Annotated in this window: 12 protein-coding genes; 9 read left to right on the forward strand and 3 right to left on the reverse strand. The window is 30.9% G+C overall.

The annotated features are described in order from the left end of the window. The first annotated feature begins 129 nt into the window (after positions 1-129). From OM075_RS15365 to OM075_RS15390, 6 genes are all read left to right on the forward strand, one after another. Complete coding sequence (locus OM075_RS15365; protein WP_301191419.1) at positions 130-498, forward strand: hypothetical protein; 369 nt, start codon at positions 130-132, stop codon at positions 496-498. Positions 499-537: 39 nt separating this feature from the next. After that, complete coding sequence (locus OM075_RS15370) at positions 538-1,743, forward strand: lipoprotein N-acyltransferase Lnb domain-containing protein (RefSeq protein WP_301191420.1); 1,206 nt, start codon at positions 538-540, stop codon at positions 1,741-1,743. A gap of 135 nt (positions 1,744-1,878) precedes the next feature. After that, positions 1,879-3,204: a serine hydrolase domain-containing protein gene (locus tag OM075_RS15375; protein WP_301191421.1), complete on the forward strand. Its 1,326-nt coding sequence runs from the start codon at positions 1,879-1,881 to the stop codon at positions 3,202-3,204. A gap of 118 nt (positions 3,205-3,322) precedes the next feature. Then, positions 3,323-3,805, forward strand: coding sequence for a globin domain-containing protein (locus OM075_RS15380; RefSeq protein WP_301191422.1), 483 nt, complete (start codon positions 3,323-3,325; stop codon positions 3,803-3,805). A gap of 241 nt (positions 3,806-4,046) precedes the next feature. After that, the gene (locus OM075_RS15385) at positions 4,047-4,835 is read left to right on the forward strand and encodes a hypothetical protein (RefSeq protein WP_301191423.1); all 789 of its coding nucleotides are present in this window, start codon (positions 4,047-4,049) and stop codon (positions 4,833-4,835) included. A gap of 75 nt (positions 4,836-4,910) precedes the next feature. Next, complete coding sequence (locus OM075_RS15390) at positions 4,911-5,177, forward strand: DUF493 family protein (RefSeq protein WP_301191424.1); 267 nt, start codon at positions 4,911-4,913, stop codon at positions 5,175-5,177. A 75-nt stretch (positions 5,178-5,252) separates the two neighbouring features. Here the strand turns inward: OM075_RS15390 and OM075_RS15395 are convergent, their stop codons facing one another. The 3 genes from OM075_RS15395 to ffh form a co-directional block, all read right to left on the reverse strand. After that, positions 5,253-6,788 (reverse strand): glycoside hydrolase family 28 protein, encoded by a 1,536-nt coding sequence (locus tag OM075_RS15395; protein ID WP_301191425.1) that lies wholly within the window; start codon positions 6,786-6,788, stop codon positions 5,253-5,255. A 205-nt stretch (positions 6,789-6,993) separates the two neighbouring features. After that, complete coding sequence (gene folD / locus OM075_RS15400) at positions 6,994-7,872, reverse strand: bifunctional methylenetetrahydrofolate dehydrogenase/methenyltetrahydrofolate cyclohydrolase FolD (protein ID WP_301191426.1); 879 nt, start codon at positions 7,870-7,872, stop codon at positions 6,994-6,996. A 77-nt stretch (positions 7,873-7,949) separates the two neighbouring features. Next, positions 7,950-9,284, reverse strand: a complete 1,335-nt coding sequence (gene ffh / locus OM075_RS15405; protein ID WP_301191427.1) for a signal recognition particle protein — start codon at positions 9,282-9,284, stop codon at positions 7,950-7,952. Between the two features lie 184 nt (positions 9,285-9,468). Between ffh and OM075_RS15410 the strand changes: the two genes are divergently transcribed. The 3 genes from OM075_RS15410 (at position 9,469) to OM075_RS15420 (ending at position 14,570) form a co-directional block, all read left to right on the forward strand. Next, positions 9,469-12,393 (forward strand): DEAD/DEAH box helicase, encoded by a 2,925-nt coding sequence (locus OM075_RS15410; protein WP_301191428.1) that lies wholly within the window; start codon positions 9,469-9,471, stop codon positions 12,391-12,393. Positions 12,394-12,452: 59 nt separating this feature from the next. Then, a complete protein-coding gene (locus OM075_RS15415) occupies positions 12,453-13,124 on the forward strand; it encodes a head GIN domain-containing protein (protein WP_301191429.1) in 672 nt (223 codons plus the stop codon). A gap of 195 nt (positions 13,125-13,319) precedes the next feature. Next, positions 13,320-14,570, forward strand: coding sequence for a DUF1015 domain-containing protein (locus tag OM075_RS15420; protein ID WP_301191430.1), 1,251 nt, complete (start codon positions 13,320-13,322; stop codon positions 14,568-14,570). The last annotated feature ends 84 nt before the right edge of the window (positions 14,571-14,654 follow it).

Genomic DNA, 14,654 nt, shown 5'->3' on the forward strand with positions numbered 1-14,654 from the left:
ATTAAGTAACTTAAGATTTACTTAAAAATATAAATATATTACTTAAATAACTTTATAACAATAATATAGCATTGTATTTTTGTTCATGATAACATTATTAAATATCTATTTACATTAAACAATTAAGTCATGCGTGCTATAAAATTAAGTATGGAAAGCTTCCTAATAAAGTGGGCTGAAATGTGTATTGACTGGTTTATGAATTTCTTTGCCGACCCGGAATATTATTGGGTAGAAGAAAATTATCCTTCCAAACCTAAACCAACTACAAATTTACAGATTGAATCTGAAGTTGAAACAACTCAAAAAGTAACATCAAAAAAACACCGGTTAACAGGTTTATTTGTGGTTGATAAATTATTGGTTAAGTCTTTAAAAAGAAGTGTAAAATTAATTCAATCAACTCATAATATGTTAGTTGATATTATTTATCAAATTGATTGGCCTAAAATTAGACTTCCTCATAAACAGATGCTACAGCTTATAAAAATGGAATAACAATCAATTTGGTTATATTTGAACCAAATTGATTATTGTATGGACAAATTCATTCACAGATTAGTACTTATTTTATTATTTAGTATTACTACTTTAAACATTAATTCAGCTAATAAACTTTCTGATCAGGCAACTATTTCTGTATTAACTTGTTCTGAAGGCGAAGAATTGTATTCTGCATTTGGTCATTCTGCAATAAGAGTTTGTGATAAACCGAAAAATATAGATTACGTTTTTAACTATGGAACCTTTAACTTCAATACGCCTAATTTTTATTTAAAATTTGCCAATGGAAAATTAAACTACATGATTAGCTATGGGTATTTTAAGCGTTTTTTACCTGAATATTTTAGAGAGAATCGAAGCGTAAATGAACAAATACTAAATCTAAATGCAAATGAAAAGCAACGGATTTTTGATGCATTAGTAACCAATTATAAACCAGAAAACAGATTTTATAAATACGATTTTTTCTATGATAACTGTGCTACTCGTATATATAAGATTATATCAGAAAATATTGATGGAGAAATAGTTATAGATGACAATACTAAAGAGCAATCTTCCTTTAGAATGTATTTGCATCATTATTTAGAAAATTCGCCATGGATAGAAACTGGTTTGAATATACTATTGGGTCTGCCAACAGACAAAAATACAACGCATGTACAATCGGCATTTTTACCGGACTTTTTAATGCAGTTACTTGATCAGGTTAAGGTTAAAGATGGAAATGAGATAAAAAAATTAGTCATCTCAAATACCTTGTTATTAGAGAGAGATGAAAATAGCATAAAACAGGCTTCTTTAATCACACCATCAATTGCATTCTGGCTGTTATTATGTATTGTTATTTCAATGATGCTAATTAATAAAGCTCAATTAAACAAAGTTTTAAGAGTATTTGATCGAACACTATTTATGGTAGTTGGCTTTATAGGTTTGTTACTTTTATATCTATGGTTAATAACTGATCATCAGGTAACCAGGTATAATTTAAATATACTTTGGTCTTTTCCAACCTTTTTAATTATTGGTATTAAATTAGCTCATAGTAAGTTTATTAAATTAGTAATGACTTTGAACTTATTTTTACTTGTTATTTTTATTGTAGGTTGGTATATCATTCCACAATCTTTTCCACCAGCTACGTTACCTTTGGCAATTATTCTTGGAATTCGTGTTGTATTTAACCTAAAATCAGATTTTTACCATCCTAAATTAGCTTTTTTCAAGGAATCATAGAACATTATTGAATTTAGAGCGTATAGTAAAAAAAATACGTGGTTTATTGGGTTTAATGCATGTTTTTTTATTATGTACCACATAATATTAGAATGATTTATGTATTTTTATCCAAACATAAAAGAAGTGAATTAAATGTCCTTTATATATAAGATATCTTTATCTGCATCCATTTTATTAACTACCGGAATATTAAGTCTTTCCTTATTTGATTCTGGTGATTCTTTTGGTGGAGATTTTTTACCTCCAAAACCAACTGTATCCTCACATCATATCTCTAATGTTTTTTCAGACCTGGAAGAATTTGAAGTAGTGGATCACAATGTGAATCGGTTTTTAAAACGAAATAATTTAGCTGGAGCATCACTTGCCATTGCTAAGGATGGTAAATTAGTTTTTGCAAAAGGTTACGGATTCGCAGATAAAGAACGTTCTATTAATGTTCAGCCATATAACTTGTTTAGAATTGCCAGTGTTTCAAAACTTATTACAGCTGTAGCTGTAATGAAGTTGGTTGAAGCAAATAAATTAACGCTGGAAAGTACGGTTTTTGGACCAGATGGAATATTGAATGATTCAATATTTCTTGATTATAGAGATCCTAAAGTAGAAACAATTACAGTAAGAGAATTACTTAATCATTCTGCAGGTTGGACCAACAGATGGGGTGATCCAATGTTTATGCCAAATGTAATCAGTAAAAAGTTAGGTGTAGATTATCCAATTGAAAGTGAAGATATTATAAGGTTTATGTTGCAAAAAAGGCTTCATTATGCTCCCGGAACAATGTCTTCCTATAGTAATTTTGGTTACACCGTATTGGAACAAGTAATAGAAAAAGCTTCCGGAATGGATTATGAAATGTATGTTAAAACAAATGTTTTATATCCATTGGAAATTTTTGATATGCAAATTGGACGAAGCTATCCTTGGGAACGATTAGACCTGGAAGTTAAATATTACGAACCACAGGATGATTTTTTCGTTCCTGATCATTTAAATGCTGATAAACAAGCTTTAAGAAGCTATGGCGGCAATGACATTCACACATTAGGTGCTGCTGGAGGCTGGGTTAGCTCAACAACAGATTTATTACGTCTGGTTGTTGCCATTGATGGTTTTGATAATCCTAATGATCTTCTTTCGAAAGAGAGTATTAAAGAAATGGTCAGCAAAGAGTTAGTAGGTGGAAGCCCTCTGGGATGGCGTGGTGTCAGAGAAGGAAAATACTGGTATCGTACAGGAACACTTGCCGGAACATCAGCTTTAGTTATGAGAAAAGAGAATGGTATTTCGTATGCTATTGTATTTAATTCCAGCTCATGGAAAGGTCCTGTATTTGCGAACGATATTAAATATATGATGGATCATACGCTTGATAAAATTGAAGAGTGGCCGTCATATGATTTATTCAAGCTTAAAAACAACGATAAACCACAACGCAGAAAAACTATTTTCTAGCAAACAATTTCTTATATAGTTTGTTTTTTTGCAATACTAACCATTTTGTGCTATCCGTAATTCATATTGAAACTTGTATAAATATTGAATTCATAGCGCATATATTAAGTTAAATTGCATGATAGATATTTCAAAATTCGATATTACAGAATTACCTTTTGGTGAAAGAAGAACCAATTATAAACCAGACATACAATTATATACTTATCTCAAAGAAGAAGGTATTCGTAAAATGGTGAGTGATCATTATGATTTACTGGTTCAAAGTTCTATAAAAGATATTTTTCCTGATACTGAGGAATTACTTGATGGAGCAAAGAAAAGGTCTTCAGATTTCTTTATACAAAGATTTGGAGGACCTGAGTACTATAAAATGACCAGAGGTAATCCAAGATTAGCTGATCGTCATTTACCATTTAAAATATCACCAAAAAGTAGAATTGTTTGGTTAGATTGTTACAGACAAGTTTTAAGTAAACTTGAAGGTGTTCCTGAAGAAGTAGTTTTAGCTTTTTGGAAATGGATTGATGAGTTTTCAAACTGGATGGTTAATCAGGATGATACGCCAACTTTTAAATTAAATTTTTCATTAGGTAAATAATAAAAATAAGATATCATTTACCTCCATTTAGAACATTACAAAATGTCTTATAGTTGTTATTATGTAAAATAAAATATATAGATATCTGAATGTTGATATTCTCTCGTCAAATAATTAACATCATTCATGTTCAAATAACATGTGTTTATAAGCTTCTTAAATAATTGACTGGAAAATTAAAATTGAATTTCTTAAGTTTATTTGTATTTAAATAAATAATACGTTCTTAATAAACTTCAAAATGAAATTTCTTTATTTTTTACCATTAATTTTATTTTCAGTATCTGTTGCCAGTCAAAACAAAAAAGAAGTTCAATTTACTCTTGATACTTTAAATAAAGCGCATGAAAATTTATTACTAGATTACCAGGATTTACAACAGCAATGGAAAGAACAAAATCAGTTTTTTGAACATGTAAAAAGTAACTTTTTTCCAGCTGAAGATATTAATATATCTGTAAATCAGGCACCTGATAAATTTGATTCTATCTATAATGATATTATTAAAAAAGTTGTAAAACTTGGTGAAATCAACAGTAGTATTTCTGATTCACTTCGGAAAGAAATTTCTTTAAATCAAGAACTTATAGCTAAGAATAAAGTGTATTCTGATCTTATTCTATCTGCCTTAAATTCAGCTTCATTTCCTTCAAATGAAGCTGATATAATAGGAAAATGGGAGCTTTTTCTGAATCCTGTTATGATTCAGGGTAATCCTTATGAATCAGGCATCATCGGATATAACACCTTAGTTGTGGATGATTCTATTTCAGTGCATAATATTACTATGATAGAATTTGAGCCAGAAGAATTGGCAACTATATATTTTACAGGTGGTATTCAGCAAAAGTGCTTTTATTCTATCAATAACTTTAGTAAAAATTCACCTTATTCTATTCAATTTTCTAAGCAAGATGAGTTTAAAATGACTCTGGTTGTTTCCCCCATGCCAAATGGTTTAATGGTATCCTATGAAGCACCCAATAAAACAGATAAAGTTCTTTATTTCTATGGTTTGATGAAGAAATAATCATTATTAAAATCATAATTAACTACAGAAAAAAGATAGAATTGTATATTTTTGCAGCTCACAAAGAGGAATTAAATGCAAGAATATCAATCATTATTAGCAAAGCTGAAGGAAAATAAAAAATGGCCTTTACTGTACATGTTTAAGTTTATAGTTCCAAATGAAGATGGAAAAGTCGATCAGGTAAAAGCCCTACTACCAAAACATGGAAATGTATCTTTTAAACATACTAAAAACTTAAAATATGTATCTATTACCTGTAAAGTGAGTATGAAAAATGCTGAAGGTATTGTAGATATTACTGCTAAAGCAAATAAAATTGAAGGACTTATATCCCTTTAATTAATATAACGAGAAAATAAAAAAGCCTTGTGTAAGCATTATTAAATGTTTACACAAGGCTTTTTTATGTAATATTTATTGGATAGATATCTCCGGATTAGTTGATGGATTGTTATTTAACACTTTAAAATCAGCATTATTAACTATATCAAACGTTACGTTTTTTACATCTTTATTTACATTAAGCATTGTATCATTTTCAGAAATTAGTTTAATCGTTTTAAAATCAATATTATTCACATTAATCAATGATACCGGATATTCTTTAACTGTTTCTGATTTTACGTTTTTAAATGTGGCATTTTGAGTGTTTTCTAAAACGATTCCTCGTTTACTATTCATCTTTAAGTTTTCAAAAAAGATTTGATCTACAAATTGATTATCAATCCCTTTAACTCGGACTGCATATTGCGAATTATTTGAGAATATGTTTTTGTAGTGGATATTTCTGAATGTTGGCAAGCTATCTGTTCTGGGTTGAATGGAGCTGCTTCCATAATGCATATTAATTTGAATAGCCTCGCGTTTAATATTATCCATTCTAATATTTTCAAACCATAAGTTTTCAATTACTCCTCCTCTACCTTTCATTGATTTAATTCTTAATCCCCGCTCTGTTTCACTAAAATCACAATCGTGTGCATATAAATTTCTGACTCCGCCAGACATTTCGCTTCCAATAACTACACCTCCATGTCCATGTTTAGTTTTACAGTTTTTTATCACTAAATTTTCACAAGCTTTACCAACACGCCATCCATCTTCGTTTAAACCTGATTTTATGACAATACAATCATCTCCAGTAGAAAAATAGCAGTTATCAATCAATACACCATTACAAGCATCAGGTATAATACCATCATTATTTCTACCTACAGTTATTACAGAAAGGTTTCTGGCAATAACACTCTCACAATAAATGAAATGTGTGGTCCACATTGGTCCAGATTGTAATTCTATACCTTCCACCAAAACTTTTTTACAGTTTACAAACTGAATTAAAGATGGTCGTAAGTATGAGGTTGGGTCAAAATCGAGACAATTTCTTTTTACAGGTTCAATCCCAGCTTCAACAAGATCATAAAGTTTTTTTAGAGATTCTAATTGTGTTGTTTTTGCTAAGTCCCACCAAACCTGTGCATTTCCTTTTACAATACCTTCTCCTGTAATTGCAACATTTTCCTGATCTTTAGAGTAGATAAATGGGTGATAATTCATACACTCCAAACCTTCCCAACGTGTAAATGTAGGTACCGCATATAAAGGAATACTATCTATAAATGAAAGAACAGATCCCTTTGCCAAATTAAGATTCACATTAGATTTTAGTTCCAAATATGCTGTCCTCCATACACCTTCCGGTATTATTACTGTTCCACCACCTTCTTTATTGCACTTATCAATAGCAGTCTGAATGGCCTGCTGATTATTTATTGTTGAATCTGTTGTTGCTCCAAATGCAGTGATATTATATTGCTGCTGGTTAAATGTAGGAACATAAAAAATCTGTTTTCCCCAGGGAGTTACTTCTGTAATTATGTTCTGTGTTTGATGCTTACAGCTCGTGACTATTAACAATAAAAATAAAGTTGAAATAATAATGCGTTTCATAGGTAATATTTAGTTTATATTTTAGAAATTATTAAATCTGTTACTGATGATTGTAATAGAAATACAATCGATTGCACACTAAAATATAAATTATTTGTGACACTATAAAATATTCGGATATCAGGTAGAGATAATAAACAAGAAAAGCCTTTTTAACGCATTGTTAAAAAGGCTTCTGTATATTTTCGAGAACGATAATTATACCTTAGTATATTTCGTTTTTAGCAGCTTTTAGCGTATTTAGCAATAAAGAAGCAATTGTCATAGGACCAACTCCTCCAGGAACCGGTGTAATGTATGAACATTTAGGAGCTACTTCATCATAAGCAACATCACCTTTTAATTTCCATCCTGATTTAGTTACATCACTTTTTACACGCGTTGTACCAACATCAATTACAACTGCGCCCTCTTTAACCATATTTTCTTTTACAAATTCTGGAGAACCAATAGCAGCTATAATAATATCAGCAGATAAACATACTTCTTTTAAGTTTGCAGTTCTACTATGACATACAGTAACTGTAGCATCACCCGGATAACCCTTTTGAGACAATAAAATACTCATTGGTCTACCAACAATGTTACTACGGCCTATAACCACTACATGCTTACCTGAAGTTTCTATTTTATAGCGCTCAATTAACTCCATAATACCTTGAGGAGTAGCAGAAATAAATGCAGGTGAACCAATGCTCATTCGTCCGACATTTTGAGGATGGAAACCATCAACATCTTTTCTATAATCTACAGCATCAGTTACTTTCTCCTCTGATATATGTTTTGGTAATGGTAATTGTACTATAAAACCATCAACATCAGGATCATTATTTAATTCATCAACTTTTGCCAATAACTCCGCTTCTGTAACATCATCTTCAAAACGAATTAATGATGATTTATAACCTACATATTCACAGGCTTTAATTTTGGCTGCCACATATGTTTCACTACCTCCATCGTGTCCAACTAAAATTGCTGCTAAATGTGGAACCTTCCCTCCTTTTTCTTTTATTTGAGCTACTTCCGCAGCAATTTCATCTTTTACTTTTTGCGAAGTTGTTTTACCGTCAATGATTTGCATAAAGCTTAGTTTATAAAGTTATATCATAAAAAAAGCTGAAAGTAATAAACATACTTCCAGCTTTTAATCCTTCATTATTATCTTCTTCCGAAAGGCATATTTTGCATCATGCGACCCATATTTTTACCTTTGGTCATCATGCGCATTACCTTACGAGTATCTTCAAATTGCTTAATTAATCTGTTCACTTCCTGAATGTTGGTTCCACTACCAACTGCAATTCTTTTTCTTCTGCTTCCATTTAAAATGGTCGGATTTTCTCTTTCGTCAGGAGTCATAGAATAAATGATTGCTTCAATTCCTTTGAATGCATCATCATCAAAATCCATATTTTTAATAGCCTTGCCCATTCCAGGAATCATACCAGCCAAATCCTTAAGATTACCCATCTTTTTGATTTGCTGTATCTGGCTTAAGAAGTCATTAAAACTGAACTGGTTCTTGGCAATTTTCTTTTGTAGCTTACGGGCCTCTTCAGCATCGAACTGTTCCTGAGCACGTTCCACAAGAGAAACGATATCACCCATACCTAAAATACGGTCTGCCATACGATTTGGGTGAAATACATCAAGTGCATCCATCTTTTCACCCATACCTACAAACTTAATCGGCTTGTCAACTACACTTCTGATTGAAAGCGCAGCACCACCACGGGTATCACCATCAAGTTTTGTTAGGATAACACCGTCAAAATTTAATCTGTCGTTAAATTCTTTTGCTGTATTAACGGCATCCTGACCAGTCATTGAGTCAACAACAAAAAGAATCTCTTCCGGGTTAATGGCTTTCTTGATAGCAGCAATTTCGTTCATCATTTGCTCATCAATAGCCAAACGACCCGCGGTATCCACAATTACAAGATCATAACCATTAGCTTTAGCATGCTTAATACCATCCTTGGCTAATTGAACAGGATCATTATTTCCTTCTTCTGTGTATACAGGAACTCCAATTTGTTCACCTAATACCTGTAACTGATTAATCGCAGCAGGACGATAAACGTCACCTGCAACTAATAAAGGTTTTTTACCTCTTTTAGTTTTTAATAAGTTTGCTAATTTACCGGTATGGGTTGTTTTACCTGAACCTTGTAAACCAGCCATTAAAATTACGGCAGGATTTCCTTTTATATTTATATCGACAGATTCTCCTCCCATCAACTGTGCTAACTCGTCATGCACAATTTTAACCATCATTTGCCCTGGCTGAACAGCATTCAACACATCAGCACCTAAAGCCTTTTGCTTTACAGCTTCGGTAAATGTTTTGGCAGTTTTATAGTTAACATCAGCATTCAAGAGCGCTCTACGTACATCTTTTAAGGTTTCAGCAATATTAATCTCAGTAATTTTACCTTGACCTTTTAAAAGTTTAAAGGAGCGTTCTAGTTTTTCCGACAGATTCTCGAACATCGTATTTTACTTTTTAATTTTTTTCAGACTGCAAAAATATAAAATATTTGGATATGAACTACCTATTAATTATACAAAGGTTAATTTAAAATAATATACGCTAAATTCTTGCATTTATAGATACATGTACATTACTTTTACTTTCTTATAAAAATGCCAGGAAAGAAAATTGTTTAAGAAGTTGATGGAAAATTTTATTGTTGTTCTTACAGAAAACCGACATTTAGGATTATTAGCTGTACCATACCTAGTTGAAAATATGGAAGAAACACCTTCCCTATCTTTAAATGAAAAAGTAGATACCTCAAACCCGGATAAATATGATTATTCATTTACAAAAACAGAACTTGACATTTTAAAGGTTTTAAATAAGCTTAACGACAAGCACTTATTTAATATATATTCAAAGGATAAAACTATTAAGCTCTTTTATAATAATCTGGATGAAAAAAAATTAACGGATATTATCAGGCCTCATATTGAAAAATATATGGCACTATGCTTTGATTTATTAGCTGGGGCACCAAATATTCCTGTCTATTTTAAAGATGCAAAATATAGCAATTTATATAAATCAGATAGAATAAATATATATAAAGAAATTGCAGAACCTGTATTTTACTTTACGCTATCTGAAGACGGAATTACCTATAGTCTAAAAATTAAAATTAAGGATGAAAATCTTACTTTAACTTATAAAAAGCCTCTGGTAATTTGTCATGAACCTTGTGCATTACTAGTTAAAAATGTTTTATATAGGTTTAAAGATACTGACAGTAAAAAATTTATTCCCTTCTTTGAAAAATCAGAAGTAAACATTCAACCTAGAAGTGTTCCTACTTATCTGGAAACATTTGTTTCAAATGCCATAAAAAGCCACCATGTAGTGCATGAAGGGTTTGATATTATTGAAGATAAAACCAAGCCTAAGGCTATTTTAAGTGTGGAACAAAACATAAGTCAAATTCCAGTTTTAGCCCTAAAGTTCAAATATGCACAAAAGGAATATCTGGCCAACAGTGCTTCTAATATAGCGTTGCAACTAAATGAAAATGAAGGAAAATATACGTTTATAAAATACAAACGAGATATTGATTGGGAAAATAATATTGTTGATTTTATAGAAGATCATGGTTTAATAAAAGAGAGTGGTGCTAATTTTATTCCTAATAATCAAAATGACAGTAATGCTGTTAAAGAATTGATTGATTGGATTAATAAAAACTATGATATTCTTAGCAATGAAGGAATTACTATAAAACAGGGTAATTTAGACAATAACTACTTTTTGGGAAATTTTTCTTGTGAATTTACCACAAATAAATCAAAAGATTGGTTTGACCTGCAAATGCGAGTGGTAGTTGGCGATTTTGAAATTCCCTTTCTTAAAATTCGAAAATATATTATAGCTGGCAGAAATGAATATGTTTTACCCAATGGCGAAGTATTTTTAATTCCTGAAGAATGGTTTAGTAATTACGCAGATATATTAACTTTTGCCGAAGAAAAAGGTGGTAGTATTAAGCTTAACAGCATGTATTATAACCTTCTAAAAACTGAAATTCCAACATACAATCATACTGATTTTAAATCAACGCTTGAGGGAAAAGATAATAAGGTTCCTCAAGGCTTACAAGCTAGTCTTCGCCCCTATCAACTACAAGGCTTTAAATGGATGAACTATCTTCATAATAACAATTTTGGAGGTATTTTAGCTGATGATATGGGTTTGGGAAAAACACTACAAACCATTACTTTACTGTTAAAAATTTATGAAGAGAGCCAGTTAGAAGATACTGAAATTGAGCAGATTCAGCAATTAAACCTTTTTGAAACATCGAACCTTGAAGGATTTAATATTAGTGGTATACCAACTTCATTAATAGTAATGCCGACTTCCTTAATTCATAATTGGTTGAATGAATTTAAAAAGTTTGCACCTTCACTAAAAATATACATTTATTCCGGTTCAAAAAGACTGAAATCAAGAGAATTAGGTAAAATTATTCGTCATTATCATGTTGTTTTATCGTCATACGGAGTGGTGAGAAATGATATTGAATATTTAAAAAACTTTCATTTTCATTATGCAATCCTTGATGAGAGTCAATACATTAAAAATCCTAACTCAAAAATTTATGATGCCATAATGCAATTAAATTGCAACAAAAAAATGGTGTTGACAGGAACTCCTATAGAAAATTCTTTATCGGATTTATGGGCTCAAATGAATTTTGTAAACGAAGGACTTTTAGGTAATCTGACCTTCTTTAAAAGACAATATATTGCTCCTATTGAAAAAAGTAATAGTGAGGAGCATGAAGATAAACTACAAAAGTTAATTGAACCTTTTGTTTTAAGGCGAACTAAAGAAAAGGTTGCCAAAGAATTACCTCCAGTTACAGAACAAGTAATGTATTGCGACATGACTCCTGAACAAAAGAAAATTTATGAATCGGAAAAATCAGGAATCAGAAATGAATTGTTAAAAACATTCGAGATAAATGGCCTTGAAAAATCTACCTTCTTAGCTTTACAAGGGTTAACCCGTTTAAGGCAAATTGCCAACCATCCTGTTTTTGTAAAATCTGATTATAAAGGCGAATCTGGTAAATTTAATATGATTGTAGATAATCTTGAAAATATTGTAAATGAAAAGCATAAGGTTCTTATATTTTCATCTTTTGTAAAAGATTTAGATTTACTGGAAAAAGAGCTAAATAAAAGAAAAATCAAATACAGTAAGCTAACAGGAAGTACAACAAACAGGCAAGAAGTTGTAAGTGCATTTGAAAACCATAAGGATTGTAAAGTTTTTCTAATATCACTAAAAGCCGGAGGTGTAGGTTTAAACCTGGTAAGTGCAGATTATGTATTTTTATTAAACCCATGGTGGAATCCTGCTGCAGAATCGCAAGCAATAAACAGAGCTCATAGAATTGGTCAAAAACAAAATGTATTTGTATATCGCTTTATTTCAACAGAAACCATTGAAGAAAAGATTATGAAATTACAAGAACACAAATCTAAATTGGCAGATACATTTATAAATTCAAATAATCCATTTAAAAATATGAATGAAACTCAAATAAAGGAGTTATTTTCGTGATGGTATGAAAATTGTATTTGAAAATTATATTACAAGAAAATTTTAATTAATTAATATATATGAAAAAGATTGCATTGTTATGTATAGCTATTATATCAGTAATAAATGTAATAGCACAAGAGCCTAAATCCCAAAGTAGAAATGTGGGATCGTTTAATGAAATTTATGCAGGGAAAGGGGTAAATGTAACTTTAATTGAAGGTGATAAAGAAAAAATCAGAGTCGATATTGAAAATGCAGATGTGACCGATGTAATAACTGAAATTAAGGGACGAAAACTGGAAATAAAGTTAAAGACTAAGATTTATAAGGATATGTCGGTAATGGTTTATGCAACTTATAAATCATTAAAAGCTATTAGTGCAGGAACAGGTGCTTTCATTACTTCAGATAATGTTTTATATGCCGAAAATCTTGATTTAAAAGCAGGAACAGGCTCCTCTATTATTTTAGATTTAGATGTTAAAAATCTATCTGCATCTTTATCTTCATCAAAAATTGAAGTAGTTGGGAAAGTCGATTTTCAAGATGTAACCAGCAATACAGGTGGACGTTATATTGCTAATAAATTGACTAGTAGAGAAGCTATTATCAAAGCATATACAGGTGGCGTTGCATGGGTCAATGCCAGTGATAAATTAGAAGCTAAAACGAATACCGGAGGAAAGATTACTTATTCCGGAAACCCTAAAGAACTAATTTCAAAAGGGAATATTAAAAGAGACGAATAAGATTCAGAAGTATAATTAAAAGACAGAGGCCATTCAAATTAATTGAGTGGCCTCTGTTATTTTTAAACAGATTTTTATTGAAATAAATCATCTTTTATAACCTTTTTGTTTGATAAATATCACGTCTAGATCTTATTCCTATTTATATATTGCATAACTTAAAATCATTAATAAATCAAATTTAAAACTTAAGATATGGCAATAGTAAAACCATTTAAAGGACTTCGCCCTCCTGCAGAAATCGTAAAAGACTTAAGCTGCCTTCCATACGATGTAATGAGTAGAGAAGAAGCTGCACAAATGGCTGAGGGAAAAGATGTTTCCCTGCTTCATGTAACCAGAAGCGAAATTGACTGTTCTGATGTTATTGATGTTCATTCAACAGTTGTGTATGATACTTCTGTTGAAAATTTTAGGAAATTTCAGGAAAAAGGTTGGTTGTTACAAGATGCTGTTGCCAAATTTTACATTTATGCTCAAACAATGAATGGAAGAACCCAATATGGTATTGTTGGCGCAGCTTCTGTTGATGATTATTTAAATGGAATTATAAAAAAACATGAACTTACTCGTAAAGAAAAAGAAGAGGACCGTATGGTTCATGTAAGAATTAATAATGCAAATATAGAACCAGTTTTCTTTGCATATCCTACTGTACCAGAAATTGATAAAATTGTAGCTGATGTTGTTGAAAATGAGAAACCTATATATGATTTTGTTGCAGAAGATGGGTTTGGCCATCATTTTTGGGTAATAAATGATCCAAAACTTAATACCCAAATAGAGGACTTATTTGCCAATAAAGTACCATTCACTTATGTAGCAGATGGTCATCATCGTACTGCTGCTGCTGCTTTAGTTGGAAAAGAAAAAAGAGACCAAAATCCAAATCATAAAGGTGATGAAGAATATAACTTTTTCCTTGCCGTACATTTTCCTGAAGATCAACTTAATATAATTGACTACAATCGTGTGGTTAAAGATTTAAATGGATTGACTGAAAATGAGTTTTTAGATAAAATAACTCATAAATTTCATATAGAAACTTCTTCTGATACCATAATAAAACCAGGTTGTCTTCATGAGTTTTCTATGTATTTGGGAGGAAAATGGTATAAGCTGGTAGCTAAAGAAGGTACCTATGATGATAATGATCCAATTGGTGTTTTAGATGTTACGATCTTATCGAATTACATATTAGATGAAATTTTAGGTATTAAGGATTTAAGAACTGATAAAAGGATTGACTTTGTAGGAGGAATCAGAGGACTTGAAGCTTTATCTCAACGCGTTGATAGCGGTGAAATGAAAGTGGCTTTTGCACTTCATCCGGTAACTATGAAACAGATTATTGATATAGCAGATTCTGGAAATATTATGCCTCCCAAAACTACATGGTTCGAACCTAAATTAAGATCGGGTATGGTGATACATAAATTAGATTAATACATATAGCTCATTGCCAGATAAAAACGAACGGCTCGCATTTTTATTTAAAAATAATGCGAGCCGTTTTTTGTTAAAATCGTA

Source organism: Plebeiibacterium sediminum, from assembly GCF_026013605.1.
Taxonomy (GTDB): Bacteria; Bacteroidota; Bacteroidia; order Bacteroidales; family Marinilabiliaceae; genus Saccharicrinis; species Saccharicrinis sediminus.

What these genes read in the sequence shown, in the direction of transcription:
- OM075_RS15365 (WP_301191419.1), top strand. Translation starts at nt 130, where the DNA reads ATGCGTGCTATAAAATTAAGTATGGAAAGCTTCCTAATAAAGTGGGCT.
- OM075_RS15370 (WP_301191420.1), top strand. Translation starts at nt 538, where the DNA reads ATGGACAAATTCATTCACAGATTAGTACTTATTTTATTATTTAGTATT.
- OM075_RS15375 (WP_301191421.1), top strand. Translation starts at nt 1,879, where the DNA reads ATGTCCTTTATATATAAGATATCTTTATCTGCATCCATTTTATTAACT.
- OM075_RS15380 (WP_301191422.1), top strand. Translation starts at nt 3,323, where the DNA reads ATGATAGATATTTCAAAATTCGATATTACAGAATTACCTTTTGGTGAA.
- OM075_RS15385 (WP_301191423.1), top strand. Translation starts at nt 4,047, where the DNA reads ATGAAATTTCTTTATTTTTTACCATTAATTTTATTTTCAGTATCTGTT.
- OM075_RS15390 (WP_301191424.1), top strand. Translation starts at nt 4,911, where the DNA reads ATGCAAGAATATCAATCATTATTAGCAAAGCTGAAGGAAAATAAAAAA.
- OM075_RS15395 (WP_301191425.1), bottom strand. Translation starts at nt 6,788, where the DNA reads ATGAAACGCATTATTATTTCAACTTTATTTTTATTGTTAATAGTCACG.
- folD (WP_301191426.1), bottom strand. Translation starts at nt 7,872, where the DNA reads ATGCAAATCATTGACGGTAAAACAACTTCGCAAAAAGTAAAAGATGAA.
- ffh (WP_301191427.1), bottom strand. Translation starts at nt 9,284, where the DNA reads ATGTTCGAGAATCTGTCGGAAAAACTAGAACGCTCCTTTAAACTTTTA.
- OM075_RS15410 (WP_301191428.1), top strand. Translation starts at nt 9,469, where the DNA reads ATGGAAAATTTTATTGTTGTTCTTACAGAAAACCGACATTTAGGATTA.
- OM075_RS15415 (WP_301191429.1), top strand. Translation starts at nt 12,453, where the DNA reads ATGAAAAAGATTGCATTGTTATGTATAGCTATTATATCAGTAATAAAT.
- OM075_RS15420 (WP_301191430.1), top strand. Translation starts at nt 13,320, where the DNA reads ATGGCAATAGTAAAACCATTTAAAGGACTTCGCCCTCCTGCAGAAATC.